Raw genomic sequence first — 23,268 nt, forward strand, 5'->3', positions numbered from 1 at the left:
TTATGTTAACCTTGTAAAAATATAAAATGCTGATTATTAAATATTTACAAAATAAAAATCTAAAATATGTTAAGTTATGTTAACCCAATTTAGATGCGTTTACCCTGTAAGTGGACTACAAAAGACTTACGAAGTTTTGAAAACTGCGTAAGTCCTGGGCTCTTCGGTCGGTCTTGAGCATGAGCGAAGCGGCTGCAAAAATAATTAAATTAACTCTCTAAGTATCCTAATCCCAGGATCGCTCAACTCTGTTTGTTGATACCTACCACTTTCAAATACAGCTTTAACCCACTGCAATACTTGATCATCAGGGTACTGTTTAACCTCGGCATTCAGCCAGTTAACTGCGGCCGCCTTATCCTGTAGTTTTTCAATAGCCCAGGCCGTAACCAAATCATTAGCCGGTAAAAAATTGCTTACGGTATTCTCTATTTTAGGTTTAAAGTCAGTGATCTTTTGCAAGAATTTGTTGGCTTCAATGGTGTTGCCTTGTTTGAGATAACATTGATAGCTCATCCAATCCTCCAGGCGTTCATCCACGTTTTCAGCATACGGTTTACCTACGCCGAGGTTGGCAGGCCAGTTTTTTGCTTCTTTGATGAAGGTTAACGCGGCGGCATAATTTTTAGTCTTCATCTTTTGAGCAGCCTGCATCAGTTCGGTTTCCCGGTACAATTCCCTACCAATGGTAGCACCTTCAAATGGCAGGATATTGATACGGGATAATAGTTTGCCACAATCATTATAGCGTTTATTCAATAGCAGAGTTTTGGCATACAAAATACCGATGATATAATTATCGGCGTGAGTTTTATAAAAAGGCTCAACAATGGCCAAAGCATCGGCATATTGGTTATGATTTATATAATATTCGCCAAGCAATTTATTATAACGCCAGCCTTTATCCAGTTTTACCGCCATGTTCAAATCGGCTAAATCGGTCGCTCCTATCTGCATAGCAGCACGGGCAGCATAAAAGGGCGCAAAATCCGGTTCATTGCCGCATTGGGCAAATAGCTTTTTACTTTCCTCTATCCTGTTACGATCTTTATACAACAACGCCAGGAAATATTTTGGTTTCCAGCTATTGCTTTGCTGCACTGCCCACTGTAATACATCCTCATCACTGTTACGAAACGGGAATACAAAAGCAGCTGTTAAAGAATTGCCTTTGGTTAGTAATTCATTATAAGATTTTCCCTGTTGCTGTGCCAAAAATGCCAACCTGTAATTAACCAAAACATTGACCGGCGATAATTGTAAAACCTGCTCGCTTTCGGTAATACAGCCGTTTTTATAATAACTATCGGCAAGATCTAAATAACTCTCAATAGGTTGCTCGTTGCGAACCATAGAATTGAAAGCGGTTTTATTCGCTTCAGTTGACTGCAATAGATACTTTTCAAATGCCACAAAATGACTAAGCGGCTCGTAAGCCAATATCGTATCCAAAACCGTCGTGGCATTTTTAACATCTTTTAACCTCCGGTAGGCAATGGCCTGCACCTGCAATGCTCCTATATCGTACCTGTTAAAATCCAACGCTCTTGAAGTAAACTCCAATGCCTTTGGGTAGTTTTTTTCTTTAAGATATAAACTTCCCAAAGCCGAATAAGCCGTGTTCCTGTACTCTACCGATAACGACGCGATATCAAAGCCGTCTTTGGCATCGGTGATATTACCTAATTGTGTATTGCTCACACCGTAATAATAATTGGCAGCCCCATCATTGGTATTGATGCTTAAAGCGGTTTTAGCATAACTTAAGGCTTCGGTATAACGCATGTTGTGGTACAAGAGTACAGCGGTTTGCACCAATGCCGGCAGGTAATATGGATCTTTGCTTAATGCTTCCTTCAGCTTTGTTTCCGCTTCGGGATACATTTTCTGATCCATCAGTTCTTTACCCTGGGTATATAAACCATAGACGCTGTTCCAATCGAAATCTTTTGGCAAATCAAGCGGGCGATTTAAATTATCAGCATCAGGCTTACTATTATAAATGAGCTTATTACTACCTAATGTTACCACCACATCTTTTGCATCGGCTTTGATAGAATCGGTAAAGATTTGTAGCGGGTTTAAGGTTAGTTTTTTACTGTAGATGACTTTATCCCCCTGTTTTACCTCCAACACATCATCTGTTTGTTGTACCGGGTTAAAGTATAATTTAAGCCAGCCGCCGGCAGCCTTCACATTTAAAGCGCCATAGTTATTAGCTTGTACAAAGCCTTTCGTTTTCATTACCGGGTACCAGTATTCCGTCCAGGTATCTGATGCGCCGGGTGCAAAGCTTTTGTGTTTAAACGGTGTAAAAGTACTTTTTGGCGATGTTTGGTTGAATAACCTGCCTGATTGGATTTCGGAGTATTGCCCATCATTGTCGGTGAGCAGTTTTTCCCAGATCATCCCCTGGTTTGACAATCCCCATATCCAGATCTTTTTACCTGCTTTATCCTCATGGCCGCCATAACGCGCCATCCCAAAATCATCATCGTGCCAGTAAGCGCCAAAAAAATCGGTGTACTTGCCAAACACATGATATGATTTGTAGCCGCCGAAGTTATTGTTATCATAAAAAGAGATGTCCTTCCCGTTTTGTTTGTTGATGGGCCAATCACTGTATTCGCCCTGGTGGCCAAGGTAATTGGTACCCGGGAAAATGTATTGCAGGTTATCCTTTGTTTTTATCCCGGTGTTCATCCAATGGTAGTACGGTTCCTCAATCGGGGTTGAGTTATACCAGAAAGATTTGGTGGTAAAGTATGCTTTATCCTTAGGCAGATTAACCTCCATTGTCCAGGTGGTACTGGTAAGCAGGTCAAGCACGCTGATGATACAGCTTACGCTGCCATCGGCATTTTTGCGGGTGAGATAATCAACAGGGGTTACGGAATTTGGGGTATGACCGATGATACCGTAGTTTGGTTCAATGCCACCGCTCGTCCATGGGCCGCGCATGGCGATGTCCCTGAATTTGATCACGTGGTTTTCGTAAACAATAGGTTTGCCTGTCGATTTTTCAATGGCCGACCAGATCTTTCCTCCTATCTGCGGCATAATGGTAAGCCGGATGTATTGGTTTTCCAGCTCTACTATCTTCCACTCTTTTTGTACCGGTTTATCCGTAAATCCGTCGTAACGGAAATACGGATAAACATTGGTAAAATTGGGGATGGGGTTAGGATCAGAAAAAGGATAACTGGTGATGGTTTTGTTATACTCCTTAACACTTGCCTCCTGTTGGGCCAAAGCCCGCCCTGCTCCCATGCAAAAGCACAGGACTATCAGCCATTGTTTCTTCATCAGCTTAGCTTATTTAATGATCAATAACCAACCTTTTCCTTTTTCAACCGGGATCCTGTCATTCAAACCGAATGTTTTGGCCGACTGAAAGCTTTTGATTTCGGGTGCAGTGATAGTAGCTTTAGTTGGATCAATACCAAGTTTATTCCAGTCGATAGCCAGTTTAAAATCGGTATCGGCATCTTCCCAGCTTGCTATTGCAACCATAACTGCTCCTGCCTTTTTGTACACAGTTGCAATCACTTTGGCTTTATCTGTTTTTACGGGATTATCCTCAACCCAATAGCCAATCATCTTTGTACCCTTCATGCCAAAGTTATCCCAGGCCTTCCATATCGGGCGCGGATCAGCACCGTCGCTCCATGGCATCCGGTTAGTCATTCCGTAAACCATACCACGCCATTTATTGCCGCCGCCCTGCAGCATTTCGCCCATTAAACCAAAAGGGATTCCACTTACTTCGGTCAGGAAGAAATCAGGATCGTTCTTCTCGTAATCAAAATACTCACCAAACCACAAGCGGTTCAGGTATGGGAAATGCTCCATGTACAGATTTGCGCTATTGTTAAAACCGTCGCTTTTATTGTATTGATTGGCCGAGTGAAGATCGATAATCCCGGGGTGCCCGTCTTTAGTCAACACGCGTTTAACACGTTTCATGGTTACACGGTCAAAGGCTACGTCATCTAAATAAATACCATCAATACCTACGTTTTGGGTAAGCCAGTTCATGCCTTCCACATAGTAATTATGCCAACGGTTCATACCGCTGTTAATGATGGCGGCATCCTTAATTTCGGGAACAAACCAGGCAGCAATGTAGTCGTCGCCAACGTGCTCCTGTAACCAGCTAAAGCCGCCGCCTTTACCTGGTGAATAAATTTCATGACCTAAGCTGCGTAAAGCAAAAGTTTCATAAGCATGGTTTGATAACTCACGGATGGTATTATAAATTTTCACCTTTAAACCTGCCGCGTGTGCCGAATCGTCATAAGCCTTCATTTTTTGCCAGGCGATGAACGGGTAGTTTATAGTTGGATTGATAGCAGTAGCATGGTGAATATTGATTAACGTAGCACCTGCATCCTTTATGGTATCAATAGGCTTATACGCGTGATAAAAGCGGGTAGCCCATTGAAAATCGGTATTAATGGTGTGGAATGGCGTAACGAGCAAAGTAAAATTATAATACAACTCCTCGCCTTTTTTCAAGTCCCTTGCGCCGCTATAATTGTTTACCAATACGGCTTTGCCGTCATCGGCTATTTTGATGCCTCCTTTGTTATCATTGCCCCATGATGACGGCAATATCAACGGTTTTTGCAGGTAGAAATTGGTATTTAGCGGACGAACATATTTTTCATCGCGCAGCGAATACTGCAAACCACCGTTTACATTACCAACCCAGGCACCATCCTGGTTTTTATGGGCAACATCCCATTTCCATTCAAAATTCTCTGGCCGGTAGCCCCCTTTTTGGCCAAGGCCAATCATGTATTTAGCGTAATCCTTTTTAAAGGGAATATGCATGGTAATATCTTTTAAGCTCACATCCTGCAGGGCTTTTACTTTTACAGTGTAGGCGATAAACCCATCAAACTCCAATGAAGCAGTCACCGTCATTTGCAGGGAATCATTTGCGCTAATGGCTGTCCACTGTACGGTTCCGGCTTCTTTTTTGGTGAACTGTACACCCTGGCTTTTCAGGTTAATTTTGTTACCGGCCGCATTTATAAAATGAAAGTGGATACCTTCTGTTAACAGGTTATTAGGAACCGTTGCATATTCCGTCATTTCGGGCGTAAAGTAGGTTTGGATCTGTTTAGGGAAACCATCGCTATTAACTTCTATTTTCCGGCCTAATAAACTCACGGTATTACCATTTACAGCCAGCGGCGTATAAGGTGCAATAACGGTATTTTGCTGTGCCATGGTAGAGTTAAGCCAGCCAAGGCGGGTCATTTTATAGGGTTCACTTACACCGCCATCTTTTAATGTCTTGCTACTAACTTTAATTGAAATTGATACAACCTTTGGTGCCTGTCCTACTACGCTGATGGTAGCCTTACCAGTATAGGTTGATGGCAAAGCAGATGAAGGCACATCAACGCCGCACCATAAGGCCTGGATCTCGCCCTGCGCTACGTTTACAGTTTTGGTTAATGGTTTCGCATCATAGGTAGTACCACCAGTATTAATACAAAATAAAGCTGATGCCGGGATGGTTTTACCTGTTGGCGAAGTAAGGTTGCTAAATGTAACCTTCACATCCTGGATGTTTTGCAAAGCGTAAATACCCAACTGAAAAGCAAAGTTTTCACCGCGCGCGGCTGTGCCTGTATATTTAGCTTGCGGACCAAGCTCTATCCATCGTTGTGGCAGGTCTTTGGTCATACGGATAGAATTAAGCCTATCCTCCGGAAAAACCAGGAATGCCGTTGAGCTATTCTTTTTGATCAGCGCATCGGTTTCTGCTTTTGTGGCGATAACTTCCATTGGGTAAAAGCTATTGAAGGCATCTATGGACTGAAACTCTTTTACCATTGCCGTTTGTACATTAGTGGCAGAGCTTACTCTGCTCAACCAGTCCTGCGACGCGGTATTTTCGGGTTTTAAATAAACTCCCTTGGGATAATTAGACCTGCCTTCATTTTTGTAAGGCATATAATACACGTAGTAAGTACCCTTACCCGACGTTGACTCAAAAACGATCTCGCCCGATTCGCGGTTTATTGTAACCGTTTTTACGTTGGTGATCTTCCGTTTTGTTTGCGCATCCTGGATGATGATCCTTTTGCCTTCAGGATCGTTATCCCTTCTTCTCCATGGGATGATCACTTTGGCAATATTACTTGTGCCGTTAAAGGTCACTATCACACGGTGGTTTCCTAATGAATCGGGCAGCCAGCATTTGTCGCAATTGGTATACGGTATTTTTTGTGCCGAAGCAGTAAAACCGGCTAACAGGAAAATGATGGCAAAAAATTGTTTTTTCATGGTATAAATTTAATCAGTACTTCTGTATTTACATCTACCCGCGTCATGCCGAATTTATTTCGGCATCTCACAGGACAGGTTTACTTCATGCCGCATATTTAGCATGTAGGGTCCTGAAACAAGTTCAGGATGGCTTCCGTTTTATAACTACTATATCAATTATGTCATTGCTTCGTTCTTATGATGTTTTGTGAAAAATGTTTGTCATCCTGAGGAACGAAGGATCTATTCTACGCCATGCCTGTTTGCCCTGGAAGTTCGCGAATAGATGCTTCGTTCCTCAGCATGACAAGATGGAGAGGATAGTTTGACATGTCATTTTCACCTTCAAAGGCCACCGGATTTTACAACTTGCAATGACATATTATTTGGCCTAAATGGCCGGCGTTATCCCCTTCCCTTCCCAGTAATCAATAATGGGTTTGTATGGGCCGTATTTATGTTGTTGTTCTGAGAAAGGGTCTTTAAACGGCCCTTTATCGTAATCTATCGCTTTTTCTTCGTGATTAGGGTAATCTTCCTCCTTGGTTGTTTTGGCAGCCGGGCGTTTGTGTATTTTATCGTCGTTTACAAAAGCGGCAATATCCAAAGCTTCGGCATCGGTAAGGAATGGTTTGCCCGGTGTTGTTTTATCATAAGGCATGTTGCCTTTTAACCACTGTGCCAGTTTAACCACACGGTGCATACTTGAACCCGGCCTGTAAGCCAATAAACCCCATACCGGCGGATACTTGTAAGTTACCTGGTCAAATCTCATTTTGCCTTCGCCATTGGCGGCATGGCAGCGTTGGCAATGCTCAATATACAGTTTTTCGCCATTTTCCGGCGATGCCGCATGATCCGGCAACTCAACAAGCATATTTTTAAGTCCTTTGGTTTTTGCATCTATCTGGGTAGAATCACTCAGAAATTTCAGGTAAGCCATAATGGAAATCATTTCCTTGCTATCCAACGGTAATGGCCGGCCTAAATTGGGGCGCATTACGCAGTTGTTGATCCGCTCGGCCAATGACAGTATCCTGCCTTCACGGGCACGGTATTGCGGATAATCCCTAAACGCCCTCACCAGGTTAAACGCGTACGGCCTTGCACCGGCGTCGCGGTGGCAATTGGTACAATTCATTTTATTGCCTGTGTAATGACCATTAATACCATCCGGACCAATGTAATACGCCGTATGCAACATCAGCTCGCGACCATATTTAACGGCTGCGCCATATTTGCCGCCAGGCATTTTTGAGGTATCAACACTAACCACGCTATCAGCATGGGCAATTAACGAGTCTATTGCAACCCCTTCGGCTTTGTTGCCGTTGCAGGAGCTTAACAGCTGCATGGCGTTGGCCAGTACAAATATCCCGAACAGGAAAAATATATAGGTATATCTCTTTTTCATTCGTTAATCAGCTAAAGGTTTTAAATAAGGATCAAGCTGGGCATACCTGATAAACCCGGCACGATATGTTGGTACCGATGTTTCCATCGTCCATTGTAAAACGCCCTTGGTATTGGCCAGTACAATAATGTGCCTTTTGGAGCAGCAAACCAGTGTGGTAGTATCGTTGACTAAATATGCGCTCCCCATCCTTCCGTTAAAGATCTGTTTAGGGAGCTGAAAGTGCATAGCTATCTGAGCGGTTTTGGCCTGCTCATTCACTTTCATGGCAAATACACCGCTCTGGTGCTTTTCAACACCGTTATCAAAAAACATCAGGTCGCCGTGCTGGTTAATATGGGCTGCGTGCGCCTGGGTAAAATTACATTCGGCAGGCAGGGCAATATCACCGCCTTTTCCAAACTTGTAGATCACTTTACCGGTAGTGGCATTAATTTTCCAGATCTGCCCGTTATTGTAAAACGACATGAGGTAGTTACCGTCTGTATCATAATTAAGACTGTTGGCGTGCATCCAGTCTTTTTTTGTTTTAAGCAGATGTGGGTCTTTTAACGGATCGAGCACATTGAACACACTCCATCGGTAAATTTCTTTACCCGTTTTATCCATCACCAAAATGCCGTCGCCATTAACAGTATCTTTTTTGCTACCGCCAACTTTGGTTAAATCCATAATCTTTTGATCGACAAAAAGAGTGACTAACTGGCCTTTGTTATTTTTCAGAATTTCGTGGTGAATGGTTTGTTTAAAATCGGCATCACCCTTTTTGAGATGTAACAAAGTATCACCCGCTAAATCGATTTCTAATATCTCGCTGCCATAGCTGGTAGGCTCGTCATTACGGCCAAGTATGGATAACAAGGTGTTGTCTTTTGTAAAGTTGATCACCTTAAAACCGAGCCTGTCAATCATATGGTACCACCTGATGCGGCCTTTATAATCAACCAGGTAAGCAACACCGGGGGCATATCGTTTGTTGATGAGCATTAAACCATCTTTAAAAACAGGCGGCAATGCCGCCTTATCGGCTGTTTTGGCATTAAACTGATCCTGCAAAAAAAGCGGCAACTCATGCGATTTAAAGGTGTAGATTTTGCTTATCGTTTTTTTACCATCGGCAACCGTTACAATATCGTAAGAGTAAGCTGTATTGGGGGTGATGTTGCATAGCACGAAAGAATGGGCGTCCGCGTTTTTTGATACCACCGAAGTGTATTTTTTACCCGCGCTGCTGTCGGCCCAATATTCGGCATAAACATCGGCCTTGCGGGTGGTGGTAACGTCAATCCTGATTTTCAGGTCGTTATTTTTATGCAGGCCTAAGTGGATCTCCTTAACCGTTACCGGCGCGTTACAGCCTGTCAATATCACCGCAGTAAGTAACACTATAAAATAACTGAAGCTATATCTCATTTTATTAATTTTAATCCAATTATGTCATTGCGAGGAACGAAGCAATCTCGTAGTTATGCTTATTCGCCCTGTAGTACTACGAGATTGCCGCGCTGCGCTCGCAATGACATAGTTTTATATTTGCTTCGTGCCTACCCATGACAACTTTAAAATCCCCGGATTTTACAACTCGCAATGACATAGTGTTTATGCCTTCTCTCCAAAATAGCGATGGGCATACACCCATCGCTAACAAACAACTCAATCAATCAAAAAAGTCTTATTGCTGCCTGCCCGCGTTACTCAAATTAGGATTAATTTGAGTTTGGCTAAGCGGATAAGGGAAAAACTCATCGCGCGGCAGTTGTACTGTTTGCGTTTGGCCTGTGCGTTTCAGATAGGCGTTTACAACTACATCATATTTACCAAATCTTTTTAAATCGGCTCTTCTTTTACCCTCATAGTATAACTCCCATCCACGTTCCTGTAACAATGCATCACGGAATGTTGATTGGGTAAGTGTCGAAGCCACCAGTTGTTTAGCATGTGAGCGGGCTTTTACCTGGTTCACTAAAGCAACAGCTTCGGCAGTTGGGCCGCCAAGTTCGTTCAGGGCTTCTGCCCTGCTTAGCAATACATCGGCATAGCGTAAAATATCAACACTGTGGCCATCATAATAGGTGTTTGCACCGTTTGGATCGGCATATTTCATGGTAGCCACATCTGGCATATATAATACACCGGCAGGGGCTGTAGCACCCGGTGATGGCTCTTCTTTATGGGTTAAACCATCCACACCATCATATTGGGTAAAAAACATTTTTTTACGATCGTCCTCATCACCATAGCTGTGATAAAAATCCCAGGTTACGGCATAATACTGCCACCTATCTGTAAGATAGGGATGGCTAAGCGGACCAAAGTGATTTAACAGTTCGGTACCGTTCACATTCGCATCGCTCAATACCGAAAAAATATTTTCAGAACACCAGGTATTGGCTTCTTTAAATAAGCCGGCATAGCTTGGGTAAAGCTGGTAAATATTTAAATCTATTACCTGTTTGGTTAAGTCGGCCGCTTTTTGCCATTGGTGTTGACGCAGGTATATTTTTGCCAGTAAAAACGTGGCTGCCCCTTTTGTGGCCCGGCCAACATCATTGGTACTGTAAATATCGCTCTTGCTGTAATCTACAGGCAATACGGTAATGGCATTTTGCAAATCGGCAATCATCAGGGCATCAACATCGGCAACCGGAGATGGCGATGTTTTAGCTGTATAATTGGGATTGGCAATATCCTTTTCGGTATTTAAAATTACCGGGCCCCACGAATCGGTAAGATCGGAATAAGCGATGGCGCGTAGAAATTTCATTTCGGCCAAAAACTGGCTTTTTTGAGCAGCGCTAATAGTGGTCATGGCCGATATATTGTATATAGCGTTATTGGCGTTGGCCACCAGTTTATATATCTGCCTGTAATCCTCACCTATAAGTCCGTTAGCCGAGTTCCATTGAATATTGGAAAGCTGACCAGGATCGCCCGTGTAACTGCAATGGGCCACATCTGTTGTAAGATCGGTAAGCGCAAAGTGGCGCACTGTCCAATAATCAAAGTTATCGCCTACCGAAGGACCTTTAAGCCGGGCATAAACGGCGTTAACCGCCGCGATAGCATCAGATTTTGTTAAAAAAGCGTTTTGGCTGGTCAAGCTGCTATAGATCTTGGGCTCCAGGCTTGATTTGTTGCAGGAAAATGCGGAAAATACCGCCGCTGCCAGGAGTATAATATTATATTTTTTCATTTGCTTTATTTTTTGTTGATCCGTTTGATGGATGATTTTCATTAATGAACAGAAACCTTGATACCAAATGTTACCGTTTTAAATGCAGGGAAAGAGTTAAAATCCAAACCGCCGCCAAGGTTATTGGTGGAGTTATCAACTCCCGCCACCGGGTGAGCGTTCGCTTCCGGGTCGGTACCTTTATAACCGGTTATGGTAAACAAATTTTGCGCTTCTCCATAGATCCGGATACCCTGTATTATTTTCATGTGTTGAAACAGCGACGACGGGAAGTTATAAGCCAGCGTAAGCGATTTTAAACGTACATACGAGGCATTTTCAACAAAGCGTGAATTCACATAACTACCGTAGGTGCTTAGGTAATAACCTTCACGTGGCACTGATGTATTTTCGTTTTTGCCGGCAACAAACCTGTTTAATGCAGCAACCCCTGTTGTTGATTCCAGCACCATGTTATTCATATTGTATAGGTAATAATCAAACGCGCCCTGGAAAAAGATGCCCAGATCAATACCTTTATAATGAAAATCGTTACCAAAACCAGCCATATAATGCGGGTTTGAATTACCAAGATAAGTACGATCGGCCGGGGTGATCACGCCGTCGCCGTTAACATCTTTATATTTAGGATCACCTGCTTTTGAATTTGGTTGCGGCGCGTATTTTTCGCCGGTTTTAACCACACCTTCATAAACATAACCATAAAGTTCGCCAAGCTCAATACCCGGCACCAGCCTGGTAAATTCCTGGGCAGATACAGTGCCGCTTGGATTAGCCGTATTTGAGCTGATCACACTTACTCCACGACCCAGATCCAGCGCTTTTTGTTTATTATAAGCAAAAGTTATATTAGTATTCCATGAAAAGTCGCTGCTGTGAATGTTGTTTGTATTTACAGATAGCTCAATCCCTTTATTTTGGATAGCGCCACCATTTACATACTGGCTGCTAAAGCCCCACTCCTGCCCAATAGGGATCTGAATTAAAAGATCGGTAGTTTTTTTGCTATAATAATCAATGGTGGCATTAATTCGGCCGTTAGCAAATCCCATGTCTAAGCCCGCGTCAAACTGCGCTGTGCTTTCCCATTTCAGGTTAGGGTTGGCCAAACTTTTCGGCTCGATACCTGGCTGTAACTGTCCGCTTGTATTAACAACTGTATTATACGGACCAAAAGTAGAAAGGTATAAACTGGCCGGGATTCTATCGTTACCGGTTATACCGTAACTAACCCTCAATTTTAAATTAGAGAAAGTATTAAGGTTTTTAATAAAGTCTTCATCGGTAAATTTGTAAGCAACGGCACCCGATGGGAAAAAGCCTGTTCTTTTGTTTGCACCAAAGTTTGATGACCTGTCATCCCTGTAAGAAAAAGTAGCCAATACCTTATCTTTATAGCTGTAGTTAAGCCTTGTGAAATATGAAGTAAGCAAGGCCTCTGTTTTACTGCTGCCATAACCATTGCTTAATGAACCGGCGTTAAGATTATAGTAGAGAAAAGCATCGGTTGAAAAACCTTTCGAACCGGCGTTTAATGATTCTGCAACATCTTTTTGGTTTGAGTTACCTAATAAAACAGTAAAGTCATGATCTTTATTGATGTTGAACTTATAGGTAAAATAATTCTCTACTATCCACCTAAAGGTTGATGAAGTTTTCTCGCTTGCAACACCACCTTGCTTTGCCCCGGAAATAGTTGTTTGAGGCAAATACTGGCCGGCAGTAGTTTGGCTATACTCGCTGCCCGCGGTTAGGTGGTAGGTTAAGCCTTTTATCAATTTATAATCTAAACCTATATTGGCGTTTACCAATTTGTTGCCACTATTATTGGTTGGCTCCAACAAACCAGCCAAAGCATTGCTTTTGCCGCCTTGTATAACATAATAGTTATAAGTTCCATCGGCGTTATAAGGCAGCACATTTGGTGGTGCGGTTAACAAACTAAACAACGGCGCGGTGATATCGCCTGTATATGTTTGGAGCGTTGAGGTTGAACTGGCGCCGTAAAAGTTAGCGTTTAGCTTCAAATTCTCATTCATTGTTTTTTCGGCACCTATCCTTGCGGTATATCTTTCAAAACCGGTGTGCTGTAAAACACCTACCTGTTTTATATAATTACCAGATGCGTATATCTTAGAAGTTTGGTCGCCCGCGCTTAAGCTAATGCTGCGGTTTTGAACGGTTGCATTTTGAGTTGCCAGTTTTAACCAATTGGTATTGGCTACCGTAAAGCTTGTTGGGTATGGTTGTGGTTTACCATCTTCAAGCGCGGTAGCGTTTTGGATATCGGTATACTGCTGCCCGGTTAGTAAGCCTGGTTTATAGGTTAAATACTGCGTACCTCCGGCAATATCAGCATCTAAAGAAACCGTGCCGTTTTTACCTTTTTTGGTGGTGATTAAAACTACACCATTACCACCCCTTGCACCATAAATAGCCGTAGCGGCAGCATCTTTTAGTACCTGGATGTCATCCACATCATTAGGGTTTATCTGGCTGCCATTATCACTAATAAAACCATCAATTACATACAATGGCGATGTTGATGTATTAATAGAGTTGCCACCCCTTACAGTAATGTTGATGCCAGAACCCGGAGCCGAGCTTGCTTGTTGCACCTGAACACCGGCCGCTTTACCCTGTATGGCTTGCCCAATATTGGTACTGGTACCACCAAGGGTTAGGTTATCGCTTTTAATAGAACTTACAGAACCGGTAAGGTCGCCCTTTTTAACCGAGCCGTAACCTACTACTACAACTTCGTTTAGTTTATTAAGGTCTTCCTGTAAAACTACAGCTATCTCGCCACTGCCTGCGGTAACTTCCTGTGGTTTGTATCCTATATAAGATATAACCAAAACATGAGTACTACCTTTAAGGGTAAGTTTAAACTTTCCGTTTAAATCTGTTGTGGTGTTATTTTTAATACCCTTTTCGGTTACGGTTGCGCCAATAATGGCCCCGTCCTTATCTTTTACGGTACCGGTTACCACCGTTTGCGCGCTTGCAAGTGCAGGCAACAATAAAAACAGGAAACAGCAGGCAAGTTTAAAAAGAGAATGGCCAATGCCTCCCTTTTTTAAAACGCTTCTGAAACCTGGGTCGAGGTGTGAGTAAACTTTAATCATACGTTTCTGGTGTTAGTATCAATTAATTAATTGTTAGATTTTTGTTAGTTCTGTGCTTGGTTTGAATATTGGAAGTTAGATATACAAGGTTAAAAAGGCTTGTTTTTACACAGCGCAAACGTTTGCATAAGCCTAAACAAGCATTACGCAAACGTTTGATAAATAACAAATTGCATGTTATACAATTGACTAAACGGGGTGATTTAATGACGATTAGAGACGATTTAACAGCCTGTTAACATGTATAATTCCAAGATTCTGCGTGTTTTGGACAGATGCAATGCAAACGCATCAAAATAGTTAACGGCGATAAGCTGTTTTTAATAATAGCAAACGGAATAAGCTTATACCGTCGGAATATATCAACATCAAACGATACCTTGTTTTTATCGCCCGATCCTGGTTCATTCGGCACCTGTATTCGGCACCAACAGGCACAAATATTTGGATGCCCCTAAACTGCACGACACATCAGTTTAGTGTTAACCTTGTTAAAATATAAAACACTGATTATTAAATGTTTATAAAATATATTTTTGAAATATGTTAAGTTATGTTAACCCAATCAGATGCCTTTTTCCCTGGTTGTGGAAACTTAAATTATGTGTGCCACGAGTTGCGCTTTGCTAAACCCGCGGCAGCTACCAAAAACAACACGGCCCATGTAGCAGATGCTATATGGGCCGTGGATTCACCGTGGTATCAACTTATATCTAAAACCCGCTATCATCCAAAGCAAAGGTATTTTTTCTATCCTTCCATTTACCTTTGGTAAAATCAGGGAACTCAATAGAAGCATTTCCTTTTTTGAGTGATTGCGTTGATAGCGGTGTGATCACACTCATGGTTACAGAATCATACACATCAATGGGTGTTTGTTTCTTTTGCTTTACCGATTCGATAAAGGCGTTAAATACAAACCAGTCCATACCGCCATGGCCGGCGCCCTGGGCCAGTTTTTCGTACTTTTTCCATAGTGGATGATCATACTTATCAAACCATTGCTGTGCAGGCTCCCAGGCGTCGTCTTCTTTTGATTTATGGTCGATATAAACGCTTTTGTTTACATCCATCCACAGGCCCTTGGTGCCCTGCACCCTAAAACCTAAGGAATATGGGCGCGGCAAATGCGTATCGTGGCTTAGCATCACCGTTTCGCCATTTGAACAGTTGATCATGGTGGTAGTTACATCTCCATTTTTATAGTTGATCTTCGCGTTGGGGTGGCCGGGCGATAATTCCTCTATGTAGGTGCCCAAACCGCGCGCCTTCGAACTAAAAGATACCAGGTTGGTAAAACGGTTACCCGCGTTTATATTGGCATAATGCATACAAGGACCTACTCCATGGGTTGGATAAATATCGCCATCCACATCTATATTAAACTGGGTACGCCATTGGGCTTCGCTTAACGCATTGGGGCCATACTCCACACCGGTATTGCCGTAACTACCTTTACCATCATTAAATAATACCGATCTTAAATTATGCTGGTAACCACCTTCCAAATGAATGATCTCACCAAAAAGGTCCTGCCGTACCATGTTAAGCGCGGCCATCACATCACGGCGATAGCAAACATTTTCAAGGGTCATATACGGCATGCCTGTTTTTTCGGAAGTGTGCACAATATCCCAATGATCTTCTACTGTAAGGCCTGCGATAACTTCGCAGCCCACGTATTTACCGGCCTTCATGGCATCAATAGCCTGTGAATGGTGAAACTGCCATGGTGTGGCTATGATCACGGCATCGATATCTTTATGGTCTAACAGCATTTTGTAGGCATCCAATCCGCCGGTGTATTCTTTTACCGGGGCATGGCCCTTTTTTGCAATGTATTCTCGGCAAATTTTCAATGAATGCTCCTGCGTATCACAAATGGCTACCACTTCTACGTCATCGCGCAGCAGGCCTTCGGCAATATGGCTCATGCCACGTGCCCCAACGCCAATGTAACCTAATCTTACTTTGGCCTGAGCAGATGCAAATAAGCTGCCGGTGGGCAATATGCTAAATCCGGCGGCGGCAATAGCGCTGTTTTTTATAAATTCTCTTCTTTCCATTATAACTGGTTGTATTTTATTTAACTGGTAAATTACTTAGGTTGATAACAGGCCGCCTGGTTACAGCAGCACGCGTAAATGGGATGTTTAGCTTTACAAAGCCATCAAAAAAGCCACCATTTTGCAGGTAAAATTTATCCGCTTCTACACCACCGGCGTAATCTTTGCGGTAATTGGCCTTTGCCGTGGCATCGCCGGTGTAGGTTGCACCTGTTAATTGTTGCCAGTTATTGGCATCATTGGCAATCCATTGATTGGTAAACAGGGCTTTGCGTGTTTTATCGCCGTTTTCCGGTTCAAAGTTTTCTACAAAAGAATAAAGGTTTGTAAGGTAAGTAGCTTTTTGCGGGCGGTTAAAACTGGCTATTAAAAACCATTTTCCGGCGGCAACATCCTCAAAATAAGCAGTAAAAATAGTTGAGTTTTTAGCCGCATCGGGCTCTGCACTTAACAAAAACGCGTAGGCCTTACCTGCCTGCCAGGGGTAGCGCATATAGCTTTGCCCGCCCGACCCTTCGTTACCAAATTCGCCTATATGAACACCTTCGCCACCTTTTATCAGCTTAATGCGCATACTATCGGGAATACTTTTAGGGTCTTCGGTATTAAAAGGGCTCCATACCGAAAATAACACCCTGCGTTCTGTAGGTGAATTTACCTGCATGCCAAAGTATCCCTGCCCAAAGCCATCGGCCATAAAATATGATCCTACAATATCCTGCCCCTTAGGTGCTATAATCTCATTGTAAAACCACTTTACATTTGTTTTTTTATCGCCGGGGATAGTATAACGCAAGTGTACCGATGGCCCCCTCCTACCAAAATGGAATGAACTGCCCTGTTTTACGTAGGCAACATCTGCATCCGGCTTTGCGACTTGAATAACCAGGTCTGTTACATCGGCGTAAACAGCACCTGTTTTGCTGATCCCCTTCAATTCAATTTTTACATGCCCGGCATAGTTAAGGTGAATTGTACCCATTTCAATGGTATCAAAAGCACGGTTACTTATCTTTTTTGAAATGTAATTATCGCCGGCTTTAATACTTATCTTGCTTTCGCCCTGCGGCACTCTCAGGCGCAGGCTCAGTTTAAGGTCCTGCGCTACCGAAACCCGGAAATAGATATCCGTTTTGGTGCCCTTCCAGTTCAGCAAGCCCTCATCAGTTATGGTATCAGGATTAATAACCCAGGCATTACCACCAACGGGAATAACGTGTTTATACTCCTGGGCAATGGAAACATCGCGGCTAACCAAGATTAACAGTATAGAAAAACAGGTGTAGATGTATTTTTTCATAACGTAATATCAAGCGAACAATAAACGGGGTATCGTTTTATAAATGTAATAGCATTCAGCGTTTTAGCGAAAAACATTGGCGTTCAATTCAACGCAAACGTTTGAAAACTGGCCATTTTTATCCTTTAAATGGTGTTTGTTGTAAATTCAAAAATGGTTTTGCTTTTAAAGATTTTTCCGGGTTTCAGTACGGTTGATGGAAAATGCGCGTGATTAGGCGCATCAGGATAATGCTGTGTTTCTAAACAAAGGCCGCCGCGGCGCATATATTTAGCACCATTTTTCCCCGGCGAATTATCTTCAATAAAATTACCCGTGTATAAATGTACCGATGGTTCTGTAGTGTAAACATTCATCACCCTACCGCTTACAGGTTCGGTTACGCTGGCGGCCATCAGCAGGCCATCAAAATCCTCGGTTTTAATCACGAAGGAATGATCGTAACCTGCACTCAGGATCAATTGCTCATTGTTATCTTCTATCCTTTCGCCAATTGCTGTGGCCTGCCTGAAATCAAATGGAGTTCCGTTAACAGGCTCAAGTTCTCCTATCGGTACCTGCTTGGGGCTTACCGGCAGGTAATTTTGCAGGGGCATCATCAACTGATGTCCTAAAATAGAAGTACCGGCCTGCCCCGACAAATTAAAATAAGCGTGCTGGGTTAAATTGACCAGGGTGGTTTTTGTTGTTGTAGCCTTAAAATCAACTGTCAGCTGGTTTTTATTATTCAGGGTATAGGTAACGGTAGTGCTTAATTCGCCGGGAAAACCTTCCTCTCCATCGGCGCTAATGTATTGCAAGATTACACCCGTTTTACCTTCCTGCGCAAAATGCTTTGCTGTCCATACCTTTTTGTTGAAACCAATCGCCCCGCCATGGTGATGAAAACCTCCGGGTTTTACGGTTAACTGATATTGCTCCCCATCCAGTGTAACCAGGCCACCATCTATACGGTTGGCAAAGCGGCCCACAATGGCGCCTGTGTAATACGGGTCATTAACGTAGCCTTGCACATCGTCGTAACCTAAAACAACATCGGCCATATTACCGTCTTTGTCGGGTGTATTGATAGCCTGGATAGACGCACCATAATTGGTGATGCAAACCGTCATTCCGTTTTTATTGCAAAGCTGGTAAAGTAAAATGTGCTTCCCATCCACTTCGCCCCAGTTTTTAACCGTTATTGTATTGGCATTCATATTAAGGCTTATAAAGGTTTAATTCAGTAAATTGTGATTGCGTTTTTTGTTGTGATGAAATTAGTTATTAGCCGCGTGTAAACCGGCCAACTGCAACTTAAAATAACACGCAAACGTTTGCAATAGCCCGCTTACAAACTGTAATTTCATAATAATGTCCTAACTTTAAATTTATAATCAACCCCAAAAGTAGGCCAATGCAATCAAAACCAACTACTATAAAAGAGATAGCGCAACTGCTGGGCATTTCTGTATCCACGGTATCACGGGCTTTGCATGATCACCCCAGTATTGGACTAACCACCCGGGCAAAAGTTAAAAAACTGGCAGGCGAGCTTAACTACGAACCTAACCAAACCGCCATATTTTTACAAAAGGGAAAAACCCACACCATCGGCGTTATTTTACCCGAGCTTTCTGAAGCATTTTTTTCATCGGCCATCAGTGCCATTGAAGATACCGCTTATAAAAAGAATTATACGGTACTGCTTGCCCAATCACATGATGACGAGGTTAAGGAAAAACAGCTGGTTGAGAAAATGAAAAACCACCGTGTAGACGGCTTATTGGTTTCTGTTGGTAAAAACACATCTTCTTTTCAGCATTTCGAAAACCTTAAAAAGTACAATATCCCGGTTGTTTATTTTGATCGTATCCCCAATATACCCAATATCCATTACGTTGCCTGCAACATGGAAATTGGTACAATTGAGGCGGTGAGCTTTTTGCTAAAGAAAGGGCACCGGGCCATTGGCATGATTAACGGCCCGCAAACTATGGTGGCAACGGGCGAACGCAAGGAAGGTTATATTAAGGCGATGACCAAAAACAGGCTTAAATATGATCCGTCGCTTATTGTATCCTGCGATTTGACAGAAGAAGGTACCAAAAAAGCATTGGACGACTTACTTGCCAACAAACGGAAGCCAACCGCCATTGTTACTTTTAACGATTATGTAGCACTTTTTGCCATTAAATACGCCCAAAAGCTTAACATAAAATTAAACCAGGACCTTGAATTTGTAAGCTATGCCAATTTACCTTTGATCAATTACATGGAAAACATACCGGCGGCTTCTGTAGAACAATTCCCCTACCTCCAGGGGCAAAAAGCAACCGATATTTTGATGGACCTGCTACACCACCAGGATAAAGGCAGCAACGAACAAAGCGCTTATTACAAGATTATCATCGAATCGCAGCTCATCGAAAACAAAAAATAAACTACTATAAAAAACGGTCAAACGTTTGCGCATGGGTTTCATTAACCTATTAAGTATGTTTGATTCTGTTAACCACAATAATATGTTTGATGATATCCTAAAAAGCTTTGGACTGAACGTTGCAGAGTATGAAATCCAGGCTTTTGGCTCCGGTTTAATAAACCATACCTACAAGGTTAGCGGGAATGGCGGTGCCTATATTCTTCAACAAATTAATACCGCTGTTTTTAAAACACCAGAGTATATTGCCAACAACTTAGCTTTGGTAAAAGATTATCTGAACAAAATCGCCCCTGGATATCTTTTTGTGGCTCCACTTAAAACTACCAACGGCGAGTTCATGGTTAAATCGGCAGATGGCCAGTTTTACCGGTTGTTTCCGTTTATTAAGGGATCGCATACCGTAAACTTTTTACAGGATAAAAAGCAAGCCTTTGAGGCGGCAGTGCAATTTGGCAGGTTTACCCATTTGCTTAACGACTTTGATATCGATCAGCTTAAATATACTTTATCTGATTTTCATAACCTTAAACTAAGGTTTGATCAGTTTAAAACCGCATCACAAAACGCCGAGCCTGCTAAATTAGAACAGGCCGCCACCCAGATTAAAGAAGTTTATAACCATTTCGAGATCCTGCAAACCTATAACCAACTGGTAACCAACAATGAAATTCCGCTAAGGGCAATTCATCACGATACCAAGATTAACAATGTATTGTTTGATGATAACCAAAACGCGCTTTGCCTTGTAGATTTGGATACCGTGATGCCAGGTTATTATTTAAGTGATGTGGGCGATATGATGCGCACCTATCTATCGCCGGCTAATGAAGAGGAAAAAGATCTTGATAAGATCCATATCCGCGAAGACTTTTTCAGGGCGATATATAAAGGTTATATGACCGAGATGGGCGACATTTTAACAGAAACTGAAAAACAGCTGTTCATTTTTTCGGGCAAGCTGATGATCTATATGCAGGGCCTGCGCTTTTTGACCGATTTTTTGAACGATGATATTTATTACGGCGCTCAATATCCCAGTCATAACTTAACCCGGGCAAAAAACCAGTTTAAGCTGCTTTTCGAGTACGTTAATACTGAACATATATTTAAACAATTGATTGGCAGCGTAAACCGTGAGTTTTTATCCGCTGCCAATCAAAAGTAATTATTGTTTCTTTTCGGCAGGTACAAATTCATTCATCACCGCTTCCCTGATCAAAGCAGGGGGCAATAATCCCTGCGACAGGATAAAATCATGAAACCGTAAAGCGCTGAACTTGTCGCCTAAAGCAGTTTCCGCATCTTTACGCAAAGCCAGCATTTTAATATAACCATAAAAATAGCTGTTGGCCTGGCCCGGAGCTTTTAGCGAATAACGATCTACTTCCTGTTGGGCAAACGCTTTTGACTGCACTACATCGGTCATTAAAATATCTAAAGCCTGCTGCTGGGTAACCTTGCCGGCCTGCAATTCGGGATCTAAAAACGCGCGGGCTGCACGCAGCAACCTGTAATCTAAAGAAACCAGCTGACCTTCCAACGGCATATACGGGCGAACAATGTATTCTGAATACAATCCCCATCCTTCGGCGTTGGTGGAGTTGAAGGCATACAAAGCGCGGGCTTTTGAAACACCTTCTTCAACCATTTTATCAAACTGTAACTCGTGACCCGGACGGGCTTCATGGGCTGTAATAGTCCAGGATGCTGCATCAAAAGTAAAATCGTCATACTTGGCTCCGGTCTTTTCACCCGGCGCAGGCGGCATATTCAGGGGTAATACAAATACGCCACGCTGCCCTGTATTATTTAAAAACGGCGGCGGCACCATGTGCGGGGCCGGCCCTTGCGCGGTTTCGGCAGCTGTTGCCAAACGGATTATTGCCGGGCGGTTAGGCAGGGTTACCAATTGATGCTCACGAATGATAGCTTCGATATCCTTTAGATGTTTTTCATAAAGCGGGATAATCGAATCGCCGTGGATTTGCTCCTTCTTTAACTCTTTGATCACATCCCGATAGTCTGCCGATGCCAGGTGCCTGTTTTGCGCCACCTGCGTAGCAATAGGCTGCATTTGAGCCTGAATATCCGTAAAGGCGGCGTGAGCCAGTTTAGCCAATTCCGCGGGTGGTAAATCAACGCCATAACCTTCCAGGTTTAAAGCATACTCTTCTGGCGGCAGCCTGAAATCTGTACGGGCTTTTATCAGCACGTTATCGCGGGTCCACTGGTCATAATCCTCAACTTGTTTTTTGAGCTTGGCGTAGGGCTCTTCCCAACCCGTTAGCTTAAACTTTTTGCAAAGCTCAGGAATGCCTTCCATAATGCTGGCATTACGCGATAGATCAAGCTCCATTTGTTGTTTGGATGGGTAGATCATATCGCCCTTGGCAATTTGCGCTGCAACACGTTGCCGGTAAATGGCGGTAAGCGGCGTATAACCGGCTTCCATACCGGCGTACTTACGCAAACGCGCCACAGCCGCCGGCCGGCGCTCCGTTGGGGTTTGGTCGTCAAGCAAAATCTCCAAACCACTGTAAACCGCGTTGGCGGCGTTAAAAAATGGCACCTGGCGCTTTAATTCAAAGTCCTGCTGCCGAAAACCCAGCTTCAGGTGGTCGATAAGGATCTTAAGGTCCTGCGCAACCTTGGCATCTTTTTCTGTTTTAAGGACGGTGGTAAATTTGGCAACCAGGGCTTCTTCATCCTTACGTTCGGCTAACTGATTGGCCAGTGTGGGTACACCAATCTGGGTGTCGTAAATGGTTACGCCTTCTGTCGATCCAAACTCAGGCGAGTATTTTTCATCCAGATCAATCAGCATTTGCGTAAAAGTATCTGATCTTTTAACCCAGGCTTTGCTGTTATCGGCAAGACCTGTTTGCGCGTTGGTAACTAAGGGGCACAAGTAAATACCGGCGAACAAGATTCCGGGTATCCATTTTTTTTTCATAAACATAGTCAACTTAAATATCTGCCAGCAATTTAGCTATATGTTTTGAATTTAAAACTGGATACTATTTTGATAAGACAATTTAGTCACCCTTTCCTTCAGGGCAAACACATCTAAATTGGGTTAACATAATTTAACATATTTCAGATAAAATACATCATAATTATTTAATAATCAATGTTTTATATTTTACCAAGGTTAACACTAAACTGATGTATGTTGCAACTAAGGCGCATCCAAATATTTGTGCCCGCCCTTTCTCTCAGCCCGTTTTAAGCAAGTATAACCTATCTTCCGGTTTCATAGTGTCCAGACAATCCAGGGCCTGGTGGTACTCATAAAATTGGGCATTTTGTTGCGTGGAAGTTAGCGCTATTAATTCGTCGAAGCAGTTTTCCGGGCTGCCTGGTGCTTCTGCCTGTTCATCAATAAAAGTTTCACATCCGTTTGCATAAAGCTCGGTAAGTTTTGTTTCCAACTTAAATTAAACATAGCTAACTCACC

General features: G+C 42.9%; 13 protein-coding genes. 2 read left to right on the top strand and 11 right to left on the bottom strand.

Features of this window, described 5'->3' with window-relative positions; genetic code table 11:
• Nucleotides 1–204: 204 nt before the first annotated feature.
• From FHS10_RS22290 to FHS10_RS22330, 9 genes are all read right to left on the bottom strand, one after another.
• On the bottom strand, nt 205–3,306 hold the full coding sequence (locus FHS10_RS22290; protein ID WP_259095205.1) for a DUF5107 domain-containing protein: 3,102 nt from the start codon (nt 3,304–3,306) through the stop codon (nt 205–207).
• A gap of 9 nt (nt 3,307–3,315) precedes the next feature.
• Entirely contained in the window at nt 3,316–6,303 is a 2,988-nt protein-coding gene (locus tag FHS10_RS22295; RefSeq protein WP_259095207.1) for a glycoside hydrolase domain-containing protein, read from the bottom strand.
• Between the two features lie 373 nt (nt 6,304–6,676).
• On the bottom strand, nt 6,677–7,699 hold the full coding sequence (locus FHS10_RS22300; protein ID WP_259095218.1) for a c-type cytochrome: 1,023 nt from the start codon (nt 7,697–7,699) through the stop codon (nt 6,677–6,679).
• A 3-nt stretch (nt 7,700–7,702) separates the two neighbouring features.
• A complete protein-coding gene (locus tag FHS10_RS22305; RefSeq protein ID WP_259095228.1) occupies nt 7,703–9,112 on the bottom strand; it encodes an aryl-sulfate sulfotransferase in 1,410 nt (469 codons plus the stop codon).
• Nucleotides 9,113–9,371: 259 nt separating this feature from the next.
• Nucleotides 9,372–10,892 carry a RagB/SusD family nutrient uptake outer membrane protein gene (locus FHS10_RS22310; RefSeq protein WP_259095230.1) on the bottom strand — a complete coding sequence of 507 codons (1,521 nt, stop codon included), beginning with the start codon at nt 10,890–10,892 and terminating at the stop codon, nt 9,372–9,374.
• A gap of 41 nt (nt 10,893–10,933) precedes the next feature.
• Complete coding sequence (locus tag FHS10_RS22315; protein ID WP_259095232.1) at nt 10,934–14,020, bottom strand: SusC/RagA family TonB-linked outer membrane protein; 3,087 nt, start codon at nt 14,018–14,020, stop codon at nt 10,934–10,936.
• Nucleotides 14,021–14,733: 713 nt separating this feature from the next.
• Entirely contained in the window at nt 14,734–16,086 is a 1,353-nt protein-coding gene (locus FHS10_RS22320) for a Gfo/Idh/MocA family protein (protein ID WP_259095236.1), read from the bottom strand.
• Nucleotides 16,087–16,102: 16 nt separating this feature from the next.
• Nucleotides 16,103–17,386 (bottom strand): DUF3472 domain-containing protein, encoded by a 1,284-nt coding sequence (locus tag FHS10_RS22325; RefSeq protein WP_259095239.1) that lies wholly within the window; start codon nt 17,384–17,386, stop codon nt 16,103–16,105.
• Between the two features lie 125 nt (nt 17,387–17,511).
• Entirely contained in the window at nt 17,512–18,585 is a 1,074-nt protein-coding gene (locus FHS10_RS22330; RefSeq protein WP_259095241.1) for an aldose epimerase family protein, read from the bottom strand.
• Nucleotides 18,586–18,782: 197 nt separating this feature from the next.
• On the opposite strand from FHS10_RS22330, the gene FHS10_RS22335 reads away from it, so the two are divergent.
• Both FHS10_RS22335 and FHS10_RS22340 read left to right on the top strand, forming a co-directional pair.
• Nucleotides 18,783–19,808 (top strand): LacI family DNA-binding transcriptional regulator, encoded by a 1,026-nt coding sequence (locus FHS10_RS22335; RefSeq protein ID WP_259095243.1) that lies wholly within the window; start codon nt 18,783–18,785, stop codon nt 19,806–19,808.
• A 55-nt stretch (nt 19,809–19,863) separates the two neighbouring features.
• Nucleotides 19,864–20,976, top strand: a complete 1,113-nt coding sequence (locus tag FHS10_RS22340; protein ID WP_259095247.1) for a phosphotransferase enzyme family protein — start codon at nt 19,864–19,866, stop codon at nt 20,974–20,976.
• Here the strand turns inward: FHS10_RS22340 and FHS10_RS22345 are convergent, their stop codons facing one another.
• Both FHS10_RS22345 and FHS10_RS22350 read right to left on the bottom strand, forming a co-directional pair.
• A complete protein-coding gene (locus tag FHS10_RS22345) occupies nt 20,977–22,764 on the bottom strand; it encodes a DUF885 domain-containing protein (protein WP_259095249.1) in 1,788 nt (595 codons plus the stop codon).
• A gap of 262 nt (nt 22,765–23,026) precedes the next feature.
• The gene (locus tag FHS10_RS22350) at nt 23,027–23,242 is read right to left on the bottom strand and encodes a hypothetical protein (protein ID WP_259095251.1); all 216 of its coding nucleotides are present in this window, start codon (nt 23,240–23,242) and stop codon (nt 23,027–23,029) included.
• Nucleotides 23,243–23,268: the final 26 nt, after the last annotated feature.

It is taken from the genome of Mucilaginibacter dorajii (assembly GCF_024808255.1).
GTDB lineage: Bacteria > Bacteroidota > Bacteroidia > Sphingobacteriales > Sphingobacteriaceae > Mucilaginibacter > Mucilaginibacter dorajii.

Excerpts from the sequence above, each read along its gene's own strand:
- FHS10_RS22290 (WP_259095205.1), bottom strand. The coding sequence starts at position 3,306 with ATGAAGAAACAATGGCTGATAGTCCTGTGCTTTTGCATGGGAGCAGGG.
- FHS10_RS22295 (WP_259095207.1), bottom strand. The coding sequence starts at position 6,303 with ATGAAAAAACAATTTTTTGCCATCATTTTCCTGTTAGCCGGTTTTACT.
- FHS10_RS22300 (WP_259095218.1), bottom strand. The coding sequence starts at position 7,699 with ATGAAAAAGAGATATACCTATATATTTTTCCTGTTCGGGATATTTGTA.
- FHS10_RS22305 (WP_259095228.1), bottom strand. The coding sequence starts at position 9,112 with ATGAGATATAGCTTCAGTTATTTTATAGTGTTACTTACTGCGGTGATA.
- FHS10_RS22310 (WP_259095230.1), bottom strand. The coding sequence starts at position 10,892 with ATGAAAAAATATAATATTATACTCCTGGCAGCGGCGGTATTTTCCGCA.
- FHS10_RS22315 (WP_259095232.1), bottom strand. The coding sequence starts at position 14,020 with ATGATTAAAGTTTACTCACACCTCGACCCAGGTTTCAGAAGCGTTTTA.
- FHS10_RS22320 (WP_259095236.1), bottom strand. The coding sequence starts at position 16,086 with ATGGAAAGAAGAGAATTTATAAAAAACAGCGCTATTGCCGCCGCCGGA.
- FHS10_RS22325 (WP_259095239.1), bottom strand. The coding sequence starts at position 17,386 with ATGAAAAAATACATCTACACCTGTTTTTCTATACTGTTAATCTTGGTT.
- FHS10_RS22330 (WP_259095241.1), bottom strand. The coding sequence starts at position 18,585 with ATGAATGCCAATACAATAACGGTTAAAAACTGGGGCGAAGTGGATGGG.
- FHS10_RS22335 (WP_259095243.1), top strand. The coding sequence starts at position 18,783 with ATGCAATCAAAACCAACTACTATAAAAGAGATAGCGCAACTGCTGGGC.
- FHS10_RS22340 (WP_259095247.1), top strand. The coding sequence starts at position 19,864 with ATGTTTGATTCTGTTAACCACAATAATATGTTTGATGATATCCTAAAA.
- FHS10_RS22345 (WP_259095249.1), bottom strand. The coding sequence starts at position 22,764 with ATGAAAAAAAAATGGATACCCGGAATCTTGTTCGCCGGTATTTACTTG.